The 19,618-nt window shown below is 63.5% G+C and carries 18 protein-coding genes and 1 other RNA gene; 17 read left to right on the top strand and 2 right to left on the bottom strand.

What is annotated here, in order from left to right; genetic code table 11:
• Positions 1 to 3: 3 nt before the first annotated feature.
• Positions 4 to 3,627: a hydantoinase B/oxoprolinase family protein gene (locus NKH06_RS22475; protein ID WP_352442227.1), complete on the bottom strand. Its 3,624-nt coding sequence runs from the start codon at positions 3,625 to 3,627 to the stop codon at positions 4 to 6.
• Between the two features lie 192 nt (positions 3,628 to 3,819).
• Between NKH06_RS22475 and NKH06_RS22470 the strand changes: the two genes are divergently transcribed.
• From NKH06_RS22470 to NKH06_RS22435, 8 genes are all read left to right on the top strand, one after another.
• Positions 3,820 to 4,080 (top strand): hypothetical protein, encoded by a 261-nt coding sequence (locus NKH06_RS22470; protein ID WP_081734943.1) that lies wholly within the window; start codon positions 3,820 to 3,822, stop codon positions 4,078 to 4,080.
• Positions 4,081 to 4,244: 164 nt separating this feature from the next.
• Positions 4,245 to 4,964: a J domain-containing protein gene (locus NKH06_RS22465; protein ID WP_128303483.1), complete on the top strand. Its 720-nt coding sequence runs from the start codon at positions 4,245 to 4,247 to the stop codon at positions 4,962 to 4,964.
• Positions 4,961 to 5,716, top strand: a complete 756-nt coding sequence (locus NKH06_RS22460) for an N-acetylmuramoyl-L-alanine amidase (protein ID WP_352442228.1) — start codon at positions 4,961 to 4,963, stop codon at positions 5,714 to 5,716. The genes NKH06_RS22465 and NKH06_RS22460 overlap by 4 nt, the downstream gene beginning before the upstream one ends.
• Positions 5,717 to 5,924: 208 nt before the next feature.
• Positions 5,925 to 6,650, top strand: coding sequence for a lytic transglycosylase domain-containing protein (locus tag NKH06_RS22455; protein WP_352442229.1), 726 nt, complete (start codon positions 5,925 to 5,927; stop codon positions 6,648 to 6,650).
• 50 nt (positions 6,651 to 6,700) lie between these two features.
• Positions 6,701 to 7,110, top strand: an RNA gene (rnpB, locus tag NKH06_RS22450) — RNase P RNA component class A.
• 177 nt (positions 7,111 to 7,287) lie between these two features.
• Entirely contained in the window at positions 7,288 to 7,563 is a 276-nt protein-coding gene (locus NKH06_RS22445; RefSeq protein WP_352442230.1) for a type II toxin-antitoxin system ParD family antitoxin, read from the top strand.
• Positions 7,560 to 7,712, top strand: coding sequence for a hypothetical protein (locus tag NKH06_RS22440; RefSeq protein WP_352442231.1), 153 nt, complete (start codon positions 7,560 to 7,562; stop codon positions 7,710 to 7,712). The genes NKH06_RS22445 and NKH06_RS22440 overlap by 4 nt, the downstream gene beginning before the upstream one ends.
• Complete coding sequence (locus NKH06_RS22435) at positions 7,682 to 7,861, top strand: type II toxin-antitoxin system RelE/ParE family toxin (protein ID WP_352442232.1); 180 nt, start codon at positions 7,682 to 7,684, stop codon at positions 7,859 to 7,861. The genes NKH06_RS22440 and NKH06_RS22435 overlap by 31 nt, the downstream gene beginning before the upstream one ends.
• Before the next feature lie 8 nt (positions 7,862 to 7,869).
• Here NKH06_RS22435 and NKH06_RS22430 read toward each other — a convergent pair whose 3' ends face one another.
• On the bottom strand, positions 7,870 to 8,985 hold the full coding sequence (locus NKH06_RS22430; RefSeq protein WP_352442233.1) for a cystathionine gamma-lyase: 1,116 nt from the start codon (positions 8,983 to 8,985) through the stop codon (positions 7,870 to 7,872).
• A gap of 410 nt (positions 8,986 to 9,395) precedes the next feature.
• Between NKH06_RS22430 and mraZ the strand changes: the two genes are divergently transcribed.
• Genes mraZ through ftsW form a run of 9 tightly spaced genes read left to right on the top strand, consistent with a single transcriptional unit; the run spans position 9,396 to position 19,618 of the window.
• Positions 9,396 to 9,854, top strand: a complete 459-nt coding sequence (mraZ, locus tag NKH06_RS22425) for a division/cell wall cluster transcriptional repressor MraZ (RefSeq protein WP_056582893.1) — start codon at positions 9,396 to 9,398, stop codon at positions 9,852 to 9,854.
• On the top strand, positions 9,851 to 10,885 hold the full coding sequence (gene rsmH, locus NKH06_RS22420) for a 16S rRNA (cytosine(1402)-N(4))-methyltransferase RsmH (RefSeq protein ID WP_352442235.1): 1,035 nt from the start codon (positions 9,851 to 9,853) through the stop codon (positions 10,883 to 10,885). The genes mraZ and rsmH overlap by 4 nt, the downstream gene beginning before the upstream one ends.
• Positions 10,886 to 10,889: 4 nt before the next feature.
• On the top strand, positions 10,890 to 11,288 hold the full coding sequence (ftsL, locus tag NKH06_RS22415; protein WP_128303489.1) for a cell division protein FtsL: 399 nt from the start codon (positions 10,890 to 10,892) through the stop codon (positions 11,286 to 11,288).
• Positions 11,285 to 12,994: a peptidoglycan D,D-transpeptidase FtsI family protein gene (locus tag NKH06_RS22410; RefSeq protein WP_128303490.1), complete on the top strand. Its 1,710-nt coding sequence runs from the start codon at positions 11,285 to 11,287 to the stop codon at positions 12,992 to 12,994. Before ftsL ends, NKH06_RS22410 begins: the two co-directional genes overlap by 4 nt.
• 54 nt (positions 12,995 to 13,048) lie before the next feature.
• Positions 13,049 to 14,503: a UDP-N-acetylmuramoyl-L-alanyl-D-glutamate--2,6-diaminopimelate ligase gene (locus NKH06_RS22405; protein WP_128303491.1), complete on the top strand. Its 1,455-nt coding sequence runs from the start codon at positions 13,049 to 13,051 to the stop codon at positions 14,501 to 14,503.
• The gene (locus NKH06_RS22400; RefSeq protein ID WP_352442236.1) at positions 14,500 to 15,957 is read left to right on the top strand and encodes a UDP-N-acetylmuramoylalanyl-D-glutamyl-2,6-diaminopimelate--D-alanyl-D-alanine ligase; all 1,458 of its coding nucleotides are present in this window, start codon (positions 14,500 to 14,502) and stop codon (positions 15,955 to 15,957) included. The genes NKH06_RS22405 and NKH06_RS22400 overlap by 4 nt, the downstream gene beginning before the upstream one ends.
• Positions 15,958 to 15,975: 18 nt before the next feature.
• Positions 15,976 to 17,058, top strand: coding sequence for a phospho-N-acetylmuramoyl-pentapeptide-transferase (mraY, locus tag NKH06_RS22395; protein WP_013530954.1), 1,083 nt, complete (start codon positions 15,976 to 15,978; stop codon positions 17,056 to 17,058).
• A gap of 8 nt (positions 17,059 to 17,066) precedes the next feature.
• Positions 17,067 to 18,467, top strand: a complete 1,401-nt coding sequence (gene murD / locus NKH06_RS22390; RefSeq protein WP_352442237.1) for a UDP-N-acetylmuramoyl-L-alanine--D-glutamate ligase — start codon at positions 17,067 to 17,069, stop codon at positions 18,465 to 18,467.
• On the top strand, positions 18,467 to 19,618 hold the full coding sequence (ftsW, locus tag NKH06_RS22385) for a putative lipid II flippase FtsW (protein ID WP_128303494.1): 1,152 nt from the start codon (positions 18,467 to 18,469) through the stop codon (positions 19,616 to 19,618). The genes murD and ftsW overlap by 1 nt, the downstream gene beginning before the upstream one ends.

Below are 19,618 nucleotides of genomic sequence, written 5' to 3'. Positions count from 1 at the left end.
TCCTTACAGTTTGCCAAACCCGCCCGGCGTCGGCGTCGTCAGGATGACGGCGTCGCCGGCCTGCAGCACGGTCTGGTCGCAGGCTTTCAGCATGTCGATCGTGCCGTCCTTGCGGCGGACCTTGGTCGAGCCGACCTCGCCATCGCCGCCTCCGTCCAGCCCTTGCGGCGGGCGGTTGCGGTGCGAGGAGAGGATCGCGCATTCCATCTTTTCGAGGAAGCGGATGGTGCGTTTGGTGCCGTCGCCGGCGCTCCATTTGCCCTTGCCGCCGGAGTTTTCCCGAATGTGGAAATCCTCGAGCAGCACGGGAAAGCGCAATTCCAGCACTTCCGGGTCGGTGAGGCGCGAGTTGGTCATGTGGGTGTGGACGCCGGAGGTGCCGGCAAAGCCGCGGCCCGAGTTCATCTGGCCGGCGGGCGAGCCGGAACAGATCGTCTCGTAGTATTGGTAGGTCTTGTTGCCGAAGGTCAGGTTGTTCATCGTGCCTTGCGCGTTGGCCATGGCGCCCATGGCGCCGAACAGCGCATTGGTGACATGCTGCGAGGTCTCCACATTGCCGGCGACGACGGCGGCGGGGTAGGCGGGTTTCAGCATGCAGCCGTCGGGAATGATGATGTTGATTGGCCGCAGACAGCCGGCATTCATCGGGATCATGTCCTCGACCATGACGCGGAAAGCATAGAGCACGGCCGCTCGGGCGACGGGTTCGGGCGCGTTGAAATTGTTCTTCATGCCCGGCGACGTGCCGGTCAAGTCAACGGTCGCCTCGCGCTTTTGCCGGTTGACCGTGATCTTCACCTTGATGATTTGGCCGGTGTCGGTCGGGTATTCGTACTGCGAACTATCGGGCAGCCGCTCCAGCACGCGGCGCACGCTTTCAGCCGCATTGTCCTGGACATGGCCCATATACGCTTCGACGACATCGAGGCCGAAATGCGCGACCATCTTGCGCAGTTCCGCGACGCCCTTCTCGTTGGCGGCGATCTGCGCTTTGAGGTCGGCGATGTTCTGGTGCGGATTGCGGGCCGGGTAGCGGTGGTCGGTGAGCAGCGTTTCCAGCTCCTTCTCGCGGAATTTTCCACGATCGACGATGCGGAAATTGTCGAACAGCACGCCTTCCTCGTCGACCGTGGTGGCAAGCGGCGTCATCGAGCCGGGTGCCGTGCCGCCGATATCCGCATGATGGCCGCGAGAGGCTGCCCAGAACAGGATTTCGCGTTGGGCGTCGTCGAACACCGGCGTCACCACGGTGATGTCGGGCAGATGCGTGCCGCCATTGTAGGGTGCGTTGAGGGCAAAGACGTCGCCGGGGTGGATGTCGCCGGAATTCAGCCGGATGACGGTTTCGACCGAGCGGTCCATCGAGCCGAGATGTACCGGCATGTGCGGCGCATTGGCGACCAGCGCGCCAGTGCGATCGAAGACGGCGCAGGAGAAATCCAGCCTTTCCTTGATGTTGACCGAATAGGCGGTGTTCTGCAGCGTCACACCCATCTGCTCGGCGATCGACATGAACAGATTGTTGAAGACCTCCAGCATGACCGGATCGGCCTCGGTGCCGAGCGCTGCCTGCCGGCGCTTTTTCTCGACGCGGCGCAGAAGCACATGATTCCTGGCGGTGATTTCGGCCTGCCAGCCCGGCTCGATGGCGATTGTCTGGTTCGGCTCGATAATCAAGGCGGGTCCCGCAATCCTGTTTCCCGGCTTCAGCGCCTCGCGGCGGAAGATGGGTGAAGTGTGCCACTCTCCTTCGGTGAAGATTTCGCGGGTTTGCGAAGGGCTTACGGCAAGGTCTTCGGTTCGCGATTCAGTTTCGTCGCGCCCGGTGCCGCCGGTGTCGGTGCCTTCGACGCCGACGGTCTCGACGATCATCGGCTTGTCGTCATAGACGAAACCGAACTGCGCCTTGTGGGCGATTTCAAAATCGCGCCTGGCCTGGAAAATCGAATCCGCCTCGAAATTCACCGGCAGTGTCGTGTCGGTGCCGTCATAGCGAATGTGCAGCACGGGCTTGGTGGCGACCGCATCCTCGCCGATGCCTTGCGCCGCGAGCTCGGCGATGACGGCTTTTCTCAAGATGGCAATGAGGTTGCCGATCTCCGTTCTGGACTCTTCGGCAAGCGGTTTCAGCAGCGCCTGCTGGCGCGAGGCAAAGACCGAGGACAGGCCGATGCCATAGGCCGACAGCAGACCTGAGAAGGGATGGATCAGCACCGCTTCCATGCCGAGCGCATCGGCGACCAGGCACGCGTGCTGGCCGCCGGCGCCGCCAAAACAGTTCAGGAGATATTCGGTGACGTCATAGCCGCGCTGGACGGAGATCTTCTTGATGGCGTTGGCCATGTTCTCCACGGCGATGGTGACGAACCCTTCGGCGACAGTCTCGGGCGACCGGCCATCGCCGATTTCGGCGGCAAGTGTTGCAAATTTTGCTCGCACCGTCTCGACGTCGAGCGGTTCGTCCTGGCCGGGTCCGAATATTGCCGGAAAGAAATCGGGCTGCAGCTTGCCAAGCATGACGTTGGCGTCGGTGACGGCGAGCGGGCCGCCGCGCCGGTAGGCTGCCGGGCCGGGATTGGCGCCAGCCGAATCCGGTCCGGCCCGGAAGCGACCGGCCTCATAGTGCAGGATCGAGCCGCCGCCGGCGGCGACGGTGTGGATGCGCATCATCGGCGCACGGATGCGCACGCCGGCGACCTCGGTGTCGAAGGCGCGCTCATACTCTCCGTCATAATGGGCGACGTCGGTGGAGGTGCCGCCCATGTCGAAGCCGATGACTTTGCCGAAACCGGCGAGCCTGGCCGTCTCGACCATGCCGACGACGCCGCCGGCGGGCCCCGACAGCAGCGCGTCCTTGCCCTGGAACATGTCGGCGGCGGTGAGACCGCCCGACGACATCATGAACATGAGGCGAGGCGATTGGCCGGGCGCCACGCCCAACTCTCCCGCCACCCTTTGCACGTATCGAGACAGGATCGGCGACAGATAGGCGTCGACCACGGTGGTGTCGCCGCGGCCGACCAGCTTGATCAGTGGCGAGACTTCATGGCTGACCGAGACCTGGCTGAAACCAAGTTTGCGGCAGACTTTCGCCACAGCCTTCTCGTGGTCGGGGTATTTCCAGGCGTGCATGAAGACAATGGCGACCGCATCGATGCCATCGGCCCTGGCCTGTTCGATCGCCGGCCGGCAGGCGGCGATGTCGAGCAATTGTTCGACGCGGCCATCGGCGCGCACGCGCTCGTTGATTTCGATGACCCGCTCGTACAGCTGTTCGGGAAGGATGATCTCCTTGGCGAAGATGTCGGGGCGCGCCTGGTAGGCGATCTTCAGCGCATCGCGAAAGCCCTTGGTGATGAGCAAAAGCACGCGGTCGCCCTTGCGCTCCAGCAGCGCATTGGTGGCGACCGTGGTGCCCATCTTGATGTCGCCGATCAGGCCGCTCGGGATCGTGTCGCCGACTGACAAGCCGAGAAGGTCGCGAATGCCCTGGATGGCGGCATCGTTATAGGCTTCGGGGTTTTCGGAGAGAAGCTTGCGCGGGTGCAGCCCGCCTTCCGGATCTCGGCCGATGATATCGGTGAATGTGCCGCCGCGGTCGATCCAGAAATCCCATTTTTCGGTCATGACAGCCCCTGGCGCTCTTCTGTTCGATCGGTGGTGCACATGCTGTTAGTTCGCCACGGCCTGAGCGGCAATCGCAAATGAACCAGACGATGTTACATGTCGAAACGCAACGTTACGAAACTCATGGTCGTCTGACGCATTTGTCCTTCGACCGCTCACGGCAACGTGAGCGTGTGTTGAAGGAGAGACAAAATGAAAAAGCTCATTCTCGCGTCCGTTTCCGCTCTGGCCTTGCTTGGCGTCGCCGCCTGCAGTGACAGCGGCACGGACAATACGACCACCCAGAGCACCAATCCGCCGGCCGCCGAGGAACCGATGAAGCCGGCTACCCCGGAAGCCACGCCGCCGGCCGCGACGCCTCCGGCAACGGATAATTCGACCACGAAGAGCATCACACCCGAGAAGCCTGCCGAGCCGGCTCCGGCAACACCAGCTCCTGCGCCCGCGCAGTAGTGAGCAAGCAGTACTTCGTGTGATGAATGAGAAAGGCCGGCTCGCGCTGGCCTTTTTCATATTGTCCGAGCGCCGTGGCGTTCGAGTCCGATCGATTTGTCGCGCAAAGCCTGCGGCACTGTCCCGGCTTGATAGGAGCGGGCGGTGGCTCTAAGAAGCAGGCCATGTCGATTTGGGATCGCCTCGGCGAATTCATCACCCGCGTTTCATCCTCAGCCTCGTCGGGTGTCGCCGACGTGGTCGAGGCCGTGCGCACGGTTTTCGCCGGCGATGCGGATTTGCGCCGGCGTGTCGCCTTTTCGGTGGCGATGATCGCGCTGTCGGCCAAGATGGCCAAGGCCGATGGCATCGTCACCCAGGACGAGGTGCGCGCGTTCCAGGAAATATTCGAAGTGCCGCCGAAGGAGACGCGCAATGTGGCGCGTCTGTTCGATCTCGCCCAGCGCGACGTGGCCGGTTTCGAGGCCTATGCCGAGCGGATGGCGCAGATGTGCGGTTCCGGGCATTCCAATTGTGTGATGCTGGAGGACATACTCGACGGTCTGTTCCACATCGCCAAGGCCGACGGGCTGGTGCACGAGCGCGAAGGCCACTTCCTGCACCGCATCGCCGAGATTTTCCGCATCGACGAAGCGCATTACGAGGCCATCATGGCGCGGCACGTCAATCTCGGCGCCGGGGATCCCTATGTCGTGCTTGGCATCGAGCGCGGCAAGCCGTTCGAAGAGGTCAGGAAACGCTATCGCAAGCTGGTTTCCGACAATCATCCGGACCGGCTGATCGCGCGCGGCCTGCCTCAGGAATTCATCAAGATCGCGACCACCAGGGTGGCGGCGATCAACGCCGCCTACGAGATGATCGAGCGGGGCCTGCGCCACGCATGAGCGGCTTTCTGCCCGACGAGCCACGTGCCGAAGTCAGGGTATCGCCGAATTTCGGCCCGCGGCGCGAGACGCCCAGGCCTGACATGATCGTGCTGCACTACACCGGTATGGCGACCGGCGCCGGGGCCGAGGCTTGGCTTTGCGACCCGGCCAGCGAGGTCTCGTCGCATTATCTCGTCCACGAGAATGGCCATATCCTGCAGATGGTCAGGGAAAGCGACCGCGCCTGGCATGCCGGCAAGAGTTCGTGGTTCGGACGGGCCGACATCAATTCCTGTTCGGTCGGCATCGAGATCGTCAATCCGGGGCATTCGCTGGGTTATCCCGGTTTTCCCCGGCGGCAGATCGATGCGGTGATCGGGCTGTGCCGTGGGATCGCCGGTCGGCATTCGATCGCCGCCGAGCGGGTACTCGCGCATTCCGATATTGCGCCGGGGCGCAAGATCGATCCCGGCGAGAAGTTTCCGTGGCGGACGCTGTTCGAGGCCGGTGTCGGTCATCTCGTGGCGGCCGCACCCGTCAGGCGAGGCGCCACTCTGACAACCGGCGACACCGGCGGCGACGTCGAAGCGTTGCAGTCGATGCTGGCGCTCTACGGTTATGGCGTTGAAATATCCGGCGTTTTCGACCGGCAGACCGAGGCGGTGGTCGAGGCCTTCCAGCGTCATTTCCGGCCGCGCAAGGTGGACGGCGTTGCCGACGGCTCGACGCTGCGGACGCTGCAAAGGCTGCTTGCTTCCGTGAGGCGCTGACCCCCGGGAAGCCTCTTCCAAGCAATTCTTTCCAATCCTTAAGTTACAAGCTGTCACTCAAAGTGACTTGCCTGGCCTTGTTTGACACCAATTCGGGCGTCAAACGGCTGACGTGTAGATGTCGGACCCCAAGCCCCCGGGTTGTTCCGACGTTGGTTAGGCGTTGCTGCGCGAACATCTTCGCGCGGTTCAGACAGAACAGGATCACATGCAGAAATTTACCGTTTTAACGGCAGCTCTTGCTGCCGGCGTAATGACTTTTGCCTTCAGTGCCGCAGATGCCGCGCCCCTCAGCCCGCGAGCCGATCAAGGGCCTGTCGTGGCATCCGCGAAAAGCGGCAAGGCCCCACAGGCCAGAAGCGGCAAGGCAGGCCAGGACGCCAAGGCGACGAAGCGGGCTTCCGCGAAAATGGAAAAAGCAAGCTGGTCCAAGCCGAAGAAGTCCGCCAGAAAGCAGACGAAGCGTGGCCGAAAAACCGTCGACATGACGGCAACGGCGTCGATCGGTGTCCGGAACGCGGCAGCCTCGGCGGCCACGGTGGCCAGCAGCGGGCAGTATTCCGCAATCGTTGCCCGCTATGCGGCGATCGAAGGCGTTCCGGTATCGCTCGCCTCGGCGGTTATCCAGATCGAAAGCAACTATCGGCCCAACATCGTCGGCGGCGCCGGCGAGATCGGCCTGATGCAGATCAAGCCGGCCACGGCTCGGATGATGGGCTATAGCGGCTCCGCCAAGGGTCTGTTCGATCCCGACACCAACATCAAATACGGGATGAAATACCTTGCCATGGCGCGGAGCCTCGGCGGCGGCACGACCTGCGGCACAATTCTGAAATACAATGCCGGCCACGCCGCAACGCGGATGAACCCGGTGTCGGCAGCCTATTGCGGCAAGGTGAAGGTGCAGATGGCTGCGCTGGGATCGCCCGCATAAGTCTGCTTTTTCGTTTGCGTTTTCGGGCGTGAACCCCTTTATACGCTCTGCCAGCTGGCTGGGCGGCCGCACCCGCAAACGCCGAAAGGTCGTGGGTGAGGAAAGTCCGGGCTCCATGGAAACACGGTGCCGGTTAATGGCCGGCGGGGGCGACCCCAGGGAAAGTGCCACAGAAAGCAAACCGCCACGATCCGGCTTGCCGGATTCGGGGTAAGGGTGAAAGGGTGGGGTAAGAGCCCACCGCGCGACTGGCAACAGGAGCGGCACGGTAAACCCCACCGGGAGCAAGACCGAATAGGGACGGTGCGAGGGGAAACTCTCGAGGGCTGTTTCCGGCTCACCGTCCGGGTAGGTTGCGTGAGGCGCATGGCAACATGCGCCCAAGATGAATGGCCGCCACGTTCTCGCCTCGCAAGGGGCGAGGGCCATACAGAACCCGGCTTACAGGCCAGCTGGCAATTTTTTCTCCCGCGATATCGAAGAGAAGTCTCTTGATATCAACAGGTTGCGCCCTCGGGCGCGCCTGCTGATTCAAGTTTGTTCACCGATCCATCCATGCGAGCGAGGGCCGGCTATTGCTTGAAACTGGTGCGATTAAATCGTACCATGGATCAGCTGATAGCATCGGGAGCCTCTCATGGGACAGGTCGACAAACGCAGCATCACGCTGTCGCCGGAACTGGCGGCGGCGGTGGACGGTGTAGTCGCCGCCGGCGAATATGCATCGGCCAGCGAAGTGATCCGCGACGCGCTCAGACAGTGGAAAGACCGGCGCGACCTGCATGGCTACACGGTCGAGGAATTGCGCAAGCTGGTGCAGGAAGGGATCGACAGCGGGCCTGGTCGATTTGCGTCAATGGATGACATCAAGGCTGAAGCGAGGAGACGCCTGCGATCTGACGACGCGGCATGAATCTGCTGCCCATCGTCCGGAATGCGCGCGCAGAAGACGATTTGATCGCGATCTGGCTTCATGTTGCACGCGACAGCGAGGCTGCGGCCGATCGGTTGCTCGATCGCATCGAGGCGCGGTGGCGGCAACTGCCACTTATCCCTTCTTAGGCGCACCGCGCGACGACATCGCGCCAGGCATCCGTCATCTGGTCGTTGGCGACTATCTCACCTTGTACCGGGTCGATGACGATGCGATCGAAATAATCCGCGTGCTGCATGGCAAGCGCAACATCGAGGCCGATGACGTCGGCGCGTAGCCGTTTCGTCAGCCGCCGATCTTGTCCAGTGACGCCTCGATCGCCTTCCAGAGCTCGTCCACCGGCTCGCAGCCGACCGAGAGGCGAACGAAGCCGGCGGCAACGGCATCGCCTCGCTTCAAGCGCCGCTCGGCGGAGGTGTGGACGCCGCCGAAGGATGTCGCGGCCTGCATCAAGGCGCAATTGTTGATGAAATCCTCGGCCTTGTCCTCCGAGGCGAGCTCGAAAGAAATGAGAAAGCCAAAGCGCTCCATCTGGGCGCGGGCAAGGTTGTGCGACGGATCGCCTTCCAGTCCGGGATAACGCAGACCGCTGATTGCCCGATGGCCCTGCAGCCGCCGCGCGATGACTTCCGCCGAGGAACACATGCGATCGAAGCGCACATCCAGTGTCTCCAGGCCGCGATGCACCAGCCAGGCTTCGAATGGTCCGGGAATGCTGCCGGAAACTTCGCGCCAGCCGGTCACGGCGGCGATGATATCGGCATTGCGGCTGGCCACATGGCCGAACAGCACGTCGGAGTGGCCATTGGGTGCCTTGGTGTCGGCGGCAACGACGATATCGGCGCCATGGTCGAGCGGCCGTTGGCCGAACGGTGTCATGGTCGTGTTGTCGACGACAAGGATCGCGCCGGCTTTGTGAACAGCATCGGCAACGGCGGCGATATCGCAGATATCCAGCCCCGGATTGGCAGGGGTTTCGACAAACGCCAGCCGATAGCCATCGAAGCCGCCATCGAGGAAGGTCGAGGTCGGCCTGACGTCGTAGGTGATGCCGAGCGGCTTGAGGAAGCGATCGGCCAAAGCCCGTGTCGTGTGATAGCCGTCTGAAGGCAGCAGGATACGGTCGCCGCCCTTGAGCATGGCAAAAAACCCCGCCGAGATTGCCGCCATTCCTGAAGGGAAGGCAACGCACGGCGCACTCTCCAGATGAGCCAGCATATGTTCGACCGCGTCCCAGGTCGGGTTGCTGAAGCGGCCATACTGGTTGAAGCCGGTGGCGTCGCCGGGCGCATGAAAAATGGCGGCCATGGTCAGGGGCAGGGGAATGGAATCGCCCATGGCAAGCCCGCTGCGACGCAGATGAGGAAGTGCTGCAGCGCGTGACTTTGCTGTTTCAGACATCGAATTTCCAACCCTGTTTGCGACCGACGAGATGTGGCGAGACGCTATGCCCTGCAGCGGCGCGCGGCAAGGCGCGTCCGGTTGGGCCAAGCGGCTCTAAACGCTTCGTTAGGCTTAATAGACGATAAAGACGAGACGTGTCGTCGAGGCTGTTCTCATTGGTCGCGGCGCGCGTGTTTGTGAAGCCTAATCCCGTTGACGCCCATAGTGCCCCATGATATCCCATCCAGACATCAAAGCCTTCGTTCCGTGTCAGGGTAAAGCGTACGCCAATCGGGCAGCCGCGGCGGCTGCGCGTTTGCCGGTCTTTGCCCGTGTGGACGAGGCTGATACGGGGCAGGGAACGCGCCGCGGCGGCGCGGGCGACAAGATGGAGAGGGGTGCGGCGGCGAAAGCGGCTGTAGCGTTTAATGGACCGGTTTCTGTCAAACACGGTGAGCAGGATCGATGCGAAGGGACGGGTGTCCGTTCCCGCGCATTTCCGTGCCGTCGTGCAGAAGCGCGGCTATTCGGAACTCTACGCGCTGCGCTGCCTCGACCTGCCGGCGATGGATGTCGGCGGGCTCGACCTGCTCGACCGCTACGAGCAGCGCATTGCGCTCGAGGATCCCTTCCTGCAGACGGCGGACGACATGTCGTTCTTCTGCCATGGCGATGGCACCTTCTTGAAACTCGACCAGGACGGCCGCATCACGATGAGCGATTTCATTCGCGAACACACCGGCATTTCGGCGGAAGTGGCCTTTGTCGGACGCGGCAATTTCTTTCAGATCTGGGAGCCGGGACGGCTTGCCGCCTATGGGGCGCAGGCGCGAGCCCGGCTTTTGCAGCTTCGGCAGGGGACGAAGCCTGGGGAGCGACCGGAATGACGGCGAGCCACGGCGATGACCTTCCTCACGCCGTTGGCGGATCGGCCCGCCACATTCCGGTCCTCCTTGGCGAAGTGCTCGAAGCGCTGGCGCCGGCGCAGGGCGACGTCATCATCGATGGCACATTCGGTGCCGGCGGCTACACCAGGGCCATTCTGGCGACGGGCGCCTCGGTTGTGGCGATCGATCGCGATCCGGATGCAATCGATGCCGGGCGCGATCTGGAAGCGCAGTCCGGCGGCCTGCTGCGGCTGGTGCAGGCGCCGTTCTCGACGCTGGACGAACATGTCGAGAGCGCCGAGGGCGTCGTGCTCGACATCGGCGTGTCCTCGATGCAGCTCGACCAGGCCGAGCGCGGGTTTTCGTTCCGCGCCGACGGGCCACTCGACATGCGCATGGCGCAATCGGGCCTCAGCGCCGCCGATGTCGTCAATTCCTTCAAGCCGGGCGACCTTGCCCGTATCTTCGGCTTTCTCGGCGAGGAGCGCCATGCCGGACGCATCGCCCGCATGATCGAGGCGCGCCGCGAAAAGCGCCCGTTCGAACGCACGCTGGAACTGGCCGACGCCATCGAGACGCATATCGGCCGGGCGCCGAAGGACAAGATCCATCCGGCGACGCGCGTCTTCCAGGCGCTGCGCATCTTCGTCAATGACGAGCTTGGCGAACTGGCCAAGGCGCTGTTCGCGGCCGAACGCGCGCTGAAGCCGGGCGGTCGGCTCGCCGTGGTGACGTTCCATTCGCTGGAAGACCGCATCGTCAAGCGCTTCATCGCCGACCGGGCCGATGTTGCGACCGGCTCACGTCACCTGCCCGAGGCTCATGCGCGCACCGCGACGTTCCGCAAGGCGGGCGGCGGCGTGACTGCCGGCGACGCCGAGGTGGCGGCCAATCCGCGCGCCCGTTCGGCCAGGCTGCGCGCGGCGATCCGCACCGAGGCGCCGGCGCGCAGCAGCGACTTTTCGATTTTCGGCCTTCCAAAGCTTCCCGGCCCAACACTTCCCGGCACAGGCCGACCGGGGGAGAGGTAGCTAAGTGTTTCGTACCAGCGACATTGTCCTGATCGCCGTCATGGTTGCGGTCGCGGCCCTTACCTACAAGGCCAAGCGCGAGGCCGAGGAACAATTGGCCGCGGTGCAGAAGATCCATGCGCAGATACGCTATGAGGAGGATACGATCGACCTGCTCAAGGCCGACTGGAGCCTGCTTACCCAGCCGTCGCGGCTGCAGAAGCTCGCCGAACTCTACAAATCGCAGCTCGAACTCGAGCCGGTCAGCGCTCGCCAGATCGGCGGCATCGGCGACCTGCCGGCCAAATCCCTTGACATCCAGGACATCCTGTCGGGACGCCAGGGAGGCATGGCCGACAATTCGGGTGGCAACGCGCCGCCGGACGGCAGGGATCCCGTGGTGACCGGAGGCATCGCCCAATGATCGGCAAACTGCTGAAGCGTCGCGCCAGGACGAGTGAAGATGGATCGATCGTGGTCGAGGGCGCCCGCAAGACGACCGGCGGCAAGGGCAGGACGCGCATCGTCATGACCATGGCGGTGTTCTTCGGTATCTTCTCGACCATATCAGGGCGGCTGGTCTATCTCGGCTTCCAGACCCCCGACATGTCGGGCGGTCCGCAGAGCCGGGTGACGGCATCGCGGCCCGACATCGTCGACCGCAACGGCGAAGTGCTGGCCACGGATATCAAGACGGCGTCGCTGTTTGCAGAACCGCGCCGCATTGTCGACGCCGACGAGGCGATCGAGAAGCTGTCGACGGTGCTTCCGGACATCGACTATGAGCAGACCTACCATAAGCTGAAGAGCGGCGCCGGTTTCGTCTGGCTGCAGCGGCAGCTGACGCCCAAGCAACAGTCCGACATCATGCAACTCGGCATTCCCGGTTTCGGCTTCCGCACCGAAAAGCGCCGCTTCTATCCGAGCGGCGAGACCTCGTCCTACATTGTCGGCCTCACCAACATCGACAACCAGGGCATCTCCGGAATGGAGAAATATGTCGACGAGCAGGGGCTGAGCGATCTGCAGGCATCGGGCCTTGCCATTGCCAAGGATCTCAAGCCGGTAAAGCTTTCGATCGATCTGCGCGTGCAGCATGTGGTGCGCGACGAGATCGCCGCCGGCCTGGAGCGCTATCGTGCCATGGGGGCCGGCGCCGTCGTGCTCAACGTCAAGACCGGCGAAGTGGTGGCCATGGCCTCGGTGCCGGATTTCGATCCGAACAATCCCTACAATGCACAGGACAAGGACCGGCTGAATCGCATGTCGGCGGGCCTCTACGAGATGGGCTCGACCTTCAAGAGCTTCACCTCAGCCATGGCGCTCGATTCCGGCAAGGCGACGATGGCGAGCCGCTTCGATGCTTCGCATCCAATCCGGGTCGGCCATCAGGCCATTCACGATTTCCACGGCAAGAACCGTGTGCTGTCGTTGCCGGAGGTGTTCCTCTACTCGTCCAACATCGGGTCGGCCAGGGAAGCCGAGATGGTCGGCATCGAGGGGCATCGCGAATTCCTGCATCGCCTTGGCCTTCTGGACAGGATGCAGACCGAATTGCCGGAGACTGCCCGTCCAACTGAACCGAAGGTCTGGAAACAGGTCAATTCATTCACCATCGCCTTCGGCCATGGCGTGTCGACGACGCCGTTGCAAGCGGCTGTGGGCTGCGCGGCGTTGATGAATGGCGGCTTCCTGATGAACCCTACCTTTCTGGTGCGTACGCAGGCGGAAGCGATGGCCACGGCCAAGAAGGTGGTCAGCGAAAAGACCGTTGAAGGCATGCGCTACCTCTATTCGCTCAACGCGGAGAAGGGCTCGGCCAGAAATGCCAGGGTCCCCGGCTACCGCGTTGGCGGCAAGACCGGAACGGCCGAGAAGGTCGTCAATGGCCGCTACTCCAAGGACTTGAATTTCAACACTTTCGTCGCCGCCTTCCCGATGGACGATCCACAGTATCTGGTGTTTACCATTGCCGATGCCCCGCACCCGGAAAAGCCTGGCATGACGGATGTCGCGGCCGCAAATGCGGGGGTCATGGCCGGCAATATCATCAGGCGTTCAGCTGCCATGCTTGGCGTGAAGCCAGATTTCAGCCATGAAAATGGTGCAACGCTGGTTTCCTATCAGTGATTCTTAGGGCGCGCCGGCAACAGCGCGCTATTTTGTTGCGGTGAACGGGACTCGATGAAGCTCAGAGATCTAGCCGGTATCCTGCCCGTCGAGGGAATAGCTTCCGTCGATCTGGAGGTTACAGGGATTTCTTCGGATTCCCGCCAGGTGAAACCGGGCGTTGTCTTTTTTGCGCTCGCCGGAACCAAGGCCGATGGTGCCGTTTATGCCGCCGACGCCGCCGCGCGCGGTGCGGCCGCGATCGTGGCGGGCAAGGGCAGCACCATTGCCGGGCTGTCGGTTCCGTTATTGGCGGTCGACGATCCCCGCCTGGCGCTGGCGCTGAGTGCCGCCCGTTATTCCGGCAAGCAGCCTGAGATCATGGTCGCGGTGACCGGCACCAGCGGCAAAACGTCGGTCGCCGCCTTCACCAGGCAGATCTGGGAGCAGGCCGGTTATGCCGCCGCTTCGATCGGCACCACCGGCGTGGTGGCGCCTGGACGCAACGACTATGGCTCGCTGACGACACCCGATCCGGTCGCCCTGCACCAATTGCTGCGGGAATTGGCGGATGCCGGCGTCACCCACGCTTCGATGGAAGCCTCCAGCCATGGGCTCGACCAGCGCCGCCTCGACGGCGTGAAGCTGGCCGCCGGCGGCTTCACCAATCTCGGCCGCGACCATATGGACTATCATCCGACCATCGAGGACTATCACCGCGCCAAACTGCGTCTGTTCGACACGCTGCTGCCGAAGGGCGCACCGGCCGTGATCTTCGCCGACGATCCATGGTCGGCGCCGACGATCGAGGCCGCACAGGCTGCCGGGCTCAATGTGCTGACGGTCGGCCGCCATGGCGATTTCCTCAGGCTGAAGCGGGTCGAGCACGAGCGCCACCGCCAACGCGCCGAAGTCGAGGCCGATGGCGTGCTCTACGAGATCGACCTGCCGTTGGCCGGTGATTTCCAGATTTCGAACGCGCTGGTTTCGGCGGGTCTTGCCATCTCCACGGGAACACCTGTCGCCAAGGCCTTGATGGCGTTGGAGAAACTGAAGGGCGCGCCGGGCCGGCTCGACCTCGTCGGCACCACCGCCAGCGGCGCGCCGGTCTATGTCGATTATGCCCACAAGCCGGACGCGCTGGAAAACGTTCTGGCCTCGGTCCGGCCGTTCACCACCGGCCGCGTCATCGTCGTGTTCGGCTGCGGCGGCGACCGCGACCGCGGCAAGCGACCGATCATGGGCGAGATTGCGACGCGACTTGCAGATGTCGTCATCGTCACCGACGACAATCCGCGCTCCGAAGTGCCGGAAACGATCCGCGCCGCTATTTTGGCCGCCGCTCCCGGTGCCATCGAGATCGGCGACCGGCGCCAGGCGATTCATGAGGCGGTCGCCATGCTGCATGCCGGCGACACGCTGATCGTGGCCGGCAAGGGGCACGAGGAGGGCCAGACGATCGGCTCCGAGACCTTGCATTTTTCCGATCACGAGGAGGTTCGCGCGGCACTCGTGGAGCGTGCCGCATGAGCTTGCTGTGGACCTCCGAGGCGCTGGTTGCCGCCATGGACGGGCGGCCGCTCGGGCCGATGCCGGAAGGCATTTCAGGCATTTCGATCGACAGCCGCAGCCTGCAGCCGGGCGACGCCTTCTTCGCTATCAAGGGCGAGGCGATGGACGGCCATGACTTCGCAACCGCCGCCATCAAGGCTGGCGCCGGCGTGCTGGTGGTGGCCGAAGGCAAGCTGCCGTCGCTCGGCCGGCTGACGGCGCCGATCATCGTCGTCGAGGACGTGCTGGTCGCGCTGGAAAAGCTTGGAGTTGCGTCGCGCGCCCGCTCGAGCGCGAAAATCATCGCTGTGACCGGTTCGGCCGGCAAGACCACCACCAAGGAAGCGCTGCGCCATGTGCTGCAAGCCGCCGGCAAGGTGCATGCCTCGGCGCAGTCCTTCAACAATCACTGGGGCGTGCCGCTGACTTTGGCACGCATGCCCGATGATTGCGACTATGCCGTGTTCGAGATCGGCATGAACCATCCCGACGAGATCCGTCCGCTGGTCAAGATGGTGAGGCCGCATGTCGCCATCGTCACCATGATCGCGGCCGCCCACCTAGGTTTCTTCCGCAATCTGGACGAGATCGCCAAGGCCAAGGCCGAGATTTTCGAGGGGCTGGAGCCCGAGGGGGCCGCCGTCCTCAACCGCGACGATACGCGCTTCAAGCTGCTCGACAAGATGGCCCATGCAGCCGGTGTCGAGCACGTCTACGGCTTCGGCGAGAATGCGCGCTCTACCTTCAAGCTCACCAAATGCGAACTGCATGCGGATCATTCCGATATCATCGCCAGGATCGGCGGCCACGAAGTGACGGCGCGGATCGGCGCGCCCGGCCGCCATATGGTGCAGAACGTGCTGGCGGTGCTGGGGGCGGCACATCTGGTCGGGGCCGATCTCGACAAGGTGACACTCGCACTGGCCGATCTTTCGGCCGAGCGCGGGCGCGGCAAGCGCCATGTGCTGCGCCATCCCGGTGGCTCGACTTCGAGCCACCCAGGTGGACCGATCACGCTGATCGACGAAAGCTACAACGCCAATCCGGCATCGATGGCTGCTGCCATGGCATTGCTCAACGCGACGCCTGTGACGGGCGAGGGCCGCCGCATCGCCGTGCTCGGCGACATGCTCGAACTCGGCGACCATTCGGCCAAGCTGCATGCAGCCCTTGCCGAACTCATCGTCGGCACCGGGACACAGACCGTCTTCCTCGGCGGCCCGGAAATGCGGGCGCTGGCCGAAGCGCTGCCGGCTGAGATCAAGACGGAATACCGCGCTGGTGTCGAGGAGCTGAAGCCGGTGCTGCTTGCCGCGCTTAAGCCGGGTGACGTGGTGATGATCAAATCGTCGAAGGGCATCGGTTTTGCAAAACTGGTCGATGCGCTGCTGGGCAAATTCCCGGCTGAATCGACAGCTAGAAAACAGACCTAGGTCGGGGGACGAAAACGCATGTTTACACTGCTCGTCGATTTTGCGGACAAGGTCTCGGTCTTCAATGTCTTCCGCTACATCACCTTCCGCACCGGCGGGGCGCTGATCACGTCGGCGCTGATCGTCTTCATCTTCGGACCGACCATCATCAATTCGCTGCGGCTGCGGCAAGGCAAGGGTCAGCCGATCCGCGCCGATGGGCCGCAGACACATTTCAAGAAGGCCGGCACGCCGACCATGGGCGGCCTGATGATCCTGTCGGGCATCATCGGCTCGTCGCTTTTGTGGGCGAACCTGTCGAGCATCTATGTCTGGGTGGTGCTGCTGGTGACGCTGGGCTTCGGGTCGATCGGCTTCTACGACGACTATCTCAAGGTAACCAAGCAGTCGCATCTCGGCTTTTCCGGCAAGGCACGCCTTGCGCTTGAATTTGTCATTGCCGGCATCGCCGCCTGGGTGATCATGCACAATGGCCAGGCGCCGTTCTCTTCGTCGCTGACATTTCCCTTCGCCAAGGAATTCATCGTCAATCTCGGCTGGTTCTTCATTCCGTTCTCCTGCTTCGTCATCGTCGGCGCCGGCAATGCTGTGAACCTCACCGACGGTCTGGACGGACTGGCGATCGTGCCGATCATGATCGCGGCGGCTTCCTTCGGTGTCATCGCCTATCTCTCCGGCAACGCCGTGTTCGCCGAATATCTGCAGATCCATTTCGTGCCCGGCACCGGTGAACTGGCGGTCGTGCTCGGCGCGGTCATCGGCGCTGGTCTGGGCTTCCTCTGGTTCAATGCGCCGCCTGCGGCGATCTTCATGGGCGACACCGGCTCGCTGGCCATGGGCGGCCTGATCGGCACCGTTGCGGTCGCCACCAAGCACGAGATCGTTCTGGTCATCGTCGGCGGATTGTTCGTCGTGGAAATCCTGTCGGTCATCATCCAGGTCGGCTACTTCAAGATGACCGGCAAGCGGGTGTTCCTGATGGCGCCGATCCACCATCATTTCGAAAAGCTCGGCTGGACCGAAAGCCAGGTGGTGATCCGCTTCTGGATCATCGCCGTCATCCTGGCGCTGGTCGGCCTGTCGACCCTCAAGCTGAGATAGGAAGCCCCTTGATCCCCGCCGCATCCTTTTCAGGCAAGCGCGTTTCGCTCTTCGGGCTCGGTGGCTCGGGGATCGCGACGGCGCGCGCACTGATCGAGGGCGGCGCGGACGTGCTGGCTTGGGACGACAATCCCGAAAGCGTGGCCAAGGCAACGGCTGCCGGCATCGCAACCGCCGATCTCCGCGGCGCCGACTGGGCGAAATTCTCGGCCTTCGTGCTGTCGCCAGGTGTGCCGCTGACGCATCCCAAGCCGCATTGGACGGTGGAGCTGGCGCGCGGTTCGGGCGTCGAGATCATCGGCGACATCGAGCTTTTCTGCCGCGAGCGGATGCTGAGCGCGCCAAATTCGCCTTTCATCGCCATCACCGGCACCAACGGCAAGTCGACGACGACCGCGCTGACCGCGCATATCCTGAAAGCCGCGGGACGCGACACCCAGATGGGCGGCAATATCGGCCGCGCGGTAATGACGCTCGATCCACCCGAGCCCGATCGGCACTATGTGGTCGAATGCTCGTCCTACCAGATCGACCTCGCGCCCTCGATCAATCCGACGGCAGGCATCCTGCTTAACCTGACGCCCGATCATCTCGACCGCCACGGCACCATGCAGCACTACGCCGCGATCAAGGAGCGGCTGGTGGCCGGCAGCGAGACGGCGATCGTCGGCATCGACGATTCCTGGTGCGCGCAGATCGCCGAGCGGTTGGAGCGGGCGGGCCGGCCTGTCATCCGCATTTCCAAGCGCCTGCCGCTGACCGATGGCTATTTCGCCGAAGGCAGCAATCTGATGGAAGCCGTGCACGGCCGTTACAGCCGTGTCGCCTTCCTCGAAGGCATCGGCTCGCTGCGTGGCCAGCACAATGCCCAGAACGCTCTGGCGGCGGTCGCCGCTTGCCTCAAGGTCGGGCTGGAGCTTGGCGAGATCCAGTCGGGGCTGGAAAGCTTTCCCGGCCTCGCGCACCGCATGGAGCAGGTCGGCCGCAAGGACCATGTGCTGTTCATCAACGATTCCAAGGCGACCAATGCCGATGCGGCGGCGCCGGCGCTGTCCAGCTTCGCGCGCATCTACTGGATCGCCGGCGGCCTGCCCAAGGAAGGCGGCATCGAACCCTTGCGCGGCTTCTTCCCGCGCATCGCCAAGGCCTATCTTATCGGCGAGGCGGCGCCGGCTTTTTCGGCGACGCTGGGCGAGGCAGTTCCCTACGAGATTTCAGGCACGCTGGCCGCGGCGGTCGAGCACGCCGCGCATGATGCGGCCAAGGACGACAGCGGTGAGGCGGTGGTGCTGCTGTCGCCGGCCTGCGCCAGCTTCGACCAGTTCAAGAATTTCGAAGTCCGCGGCGAAGCCTTCAGGCAAGCTGCGAATGCTATCGAGGGTGTGAAACCCATCGGAGGGGCACGATAATGCAGAGCCGTCTCGACAAAAGTCCGGTTGCGACCTGGTGGTGGACGATCGATCGCTGGTTCCTGGCGGCGTTCCTGTCGCTGATGGGGCTTGGCATCGTCTTGTCCTTCGCTGCCAGCCCGGCGGTGGCCGAACGCATCGGCCTCGACAGTTTCCACTTTGCCACCAGGCAGATCATCTTCACCGTGCCGGCGCTCGGCGTGATGCTGGCCGTTTCCTTCCTCGATTCCAGGCAGATCCGGCGCATGGCGCTGGTCATCCTGTGCCTGATGCTGGTGCTGATGGTGGCGGTGCTCTACATCGGCGTCGAGGTGAAGGGTGCGCGCCGCTGGGTGTCGCTTGCAGGCCTGTCGATCCAGCCGTCGGAATTCCTGAAGCCGGCCTTCGTCATCATGTGCGCCTGGCTGTTCGCCGAGCACAAGCGCCAGCCTGACATTCCGGGCAATCTGTTTGCCATGCTGCTGCTGGTGCTGGTCGTATCGCTGCTGGTGGCGCAACCGGACCTCGGCCAGACCATGCTGACGACCGGCACCTGGGGCATCATGTTCTTCATGGCCGGGCTGCCCTGGCTGTGGATCGTCGCGCTCGGCGCGGCCGGCGTCGGTGGCGTCTTTGCCGCCTATACGGTGTTCCCGCACGTTGCCTTGCGCATCGACAAGTTCCTCACCGGCGAGGGCGACACGTTCCAGGTCGACATGGGGCGCGAAGCGCTGATCAATGGCGGCTGGTTCGGTGTCGGGCCGGGCGAGGGCACAGTCAAGCGCGTCATTCCCGATAGCCATGCCGACTTCGTCTTCTCGGTCGCGGGCGAAGAGTTCGGGCTGATCATGTGCTTCTTCATCATGTCGATCTTCGCCTTCATCGTGCTGCGCGGCCTCAACACGGCGCTGAAGGAGCATGACGATTTCACCCGCTATGCGGTCGGCGGCCTCGTCACCGTGTTTGGCCTGCAAGCGGTCATCAACATGTGCGTCAATCTCCAGCTTGTGCCGGCCAAAGGTATGACGCTGCCGTTCATCTCCTATGGCGGCTCCTCGCAGATCGCCATCGCCATCTCGATGGGCATGGTGCTGGCGCTGACACGCAAGCGGCCGGAAAAGCGCAAGCAGATGGGCTTTGGCCTGTCGCAACGCGCCCTGCCGGCGGAGTGA

It is taken from the genome of Mesorhizobium sp. M1342 (assembly GCF_040317955.1).
In the GTDB taxonomy this organism is placed as follows: Bacteria; Pseudomonadota; Alphaproteobacteria; order Rhizobiales; family Rhizobiaceae; genus Mesorhizobium.
Note: the sequence above shows the minus strand (reverse complement) of the source record. Positions and strands in the feature narration are given on the sequence as shown.

Excerpts from the sequence above, each read along its gene's own strand:
- NKH06_RS22460 (WP_352442228.1), top strand. The coding sequence starts at position 4,961 with ATGAGCGGCTTTCTGCCCGACGAGCCACGTGCCGAAGTCAGGGTATCG.
- NKH06_RS22470 (WP_081734943.1), top strand. The coding sequence starts at position 3,820 with ATGAAAAAGCTCATTCTCGCGTCCGTTTCCGCTCTGGCCTTGCTTGGC.
- NKH06_RS22455 (WP_352442229.1), top strand. The coding sequence starts at position 5,925 with ATGCAGAAATTTACCGTTTTAACGGCAGCTCTTGCTGCCGGCGTAATG.
- mraZ (WP_056582893.1), top strand. The coding sequence starts at position 9,396 with ATGGACCGGTTTCTGTCAAACACGGTGAGCAGGATCGATGCGAAGGGA.
- NKH06_RS22430 (WP_352442233.1), bottom strand. The coding sequence starts at position 8,985 with ATGTCTGAAACAGCAAAGTCACGCGCTGCAGCACTTCCTCATCTGCGT.
- NKH06_RS22445 (WP_352442230.1), top strand. The coding sequence starts at position 7,288 with ATGGGACAGGTCGACAAACGCAGCATCACGCTGTCGCCGGAACTGGCG.
- mraY (WP_013530954.1), top strand. The coding sequence starts at position 15,976 with ATGTTTACACTGCTCGTCGATTTTGCGGACAAGGTCTCGGTCTTCAAT.
- NKH06_RS22475 (WP_352442227.1), bottom strand. The coding sequence starts at position 3,627 with ATGACCGAAAAATGGGATTTCTGGATCGACCGCGGCGGCACATTCACC.
- NKH06_RS22405 (WP_128303491.1), top strand. The coding sequence starts at position 13,049 with ATGAAGCTCAGAGATCTAGCCGGTATCCTGCCCGTCGAGGGAATAGCT.
- NKH06_RS22465 (WP_128303483.1), top strand. The coding sequence starts at position 4,245 with ATGTCGATTTGGGATCGCCTCGGCGAATTCATCACCCGCGTTTCATCC.
- NKH06_RS22410 (WP_128303490.1), top strand. The coding sequence starts at position 11,285 with ATGATCGGCAAACTGCTGAAGCGTCGCGCCAGGACGAGTGAAGATGGA.
- rsmH (WP_352442235.1), top strand. The coding sequence starts at position 9,851 with ATGACGGCGAGCCACGGCGATGACCTTCCTCACGCCGTTGGCGGATCG.
- NKH06_RS22400 (WP_352442236.1), top strand. The coding sequence starts at position 14,500 with ATGAGCTTGCTGTGGACCTCCGAGGCGCTGGTTGCCGCCATGGACGGG.
- NKH06_RS22440 (WP_352442231.1), top strand. The coding sequence starts at position 7,560 with ATGAATCTGCTGCCCATCGTCCGGAATGCGCGCGCAGAAGACGATTTG.
- ftsW (WP_128303494.1), top strand. The coding sequence starts at position 18,467 with ATGCAGAGCCGTCTCGACAAAAGTCCGGTTGCGACCTGGTGGTGGACG.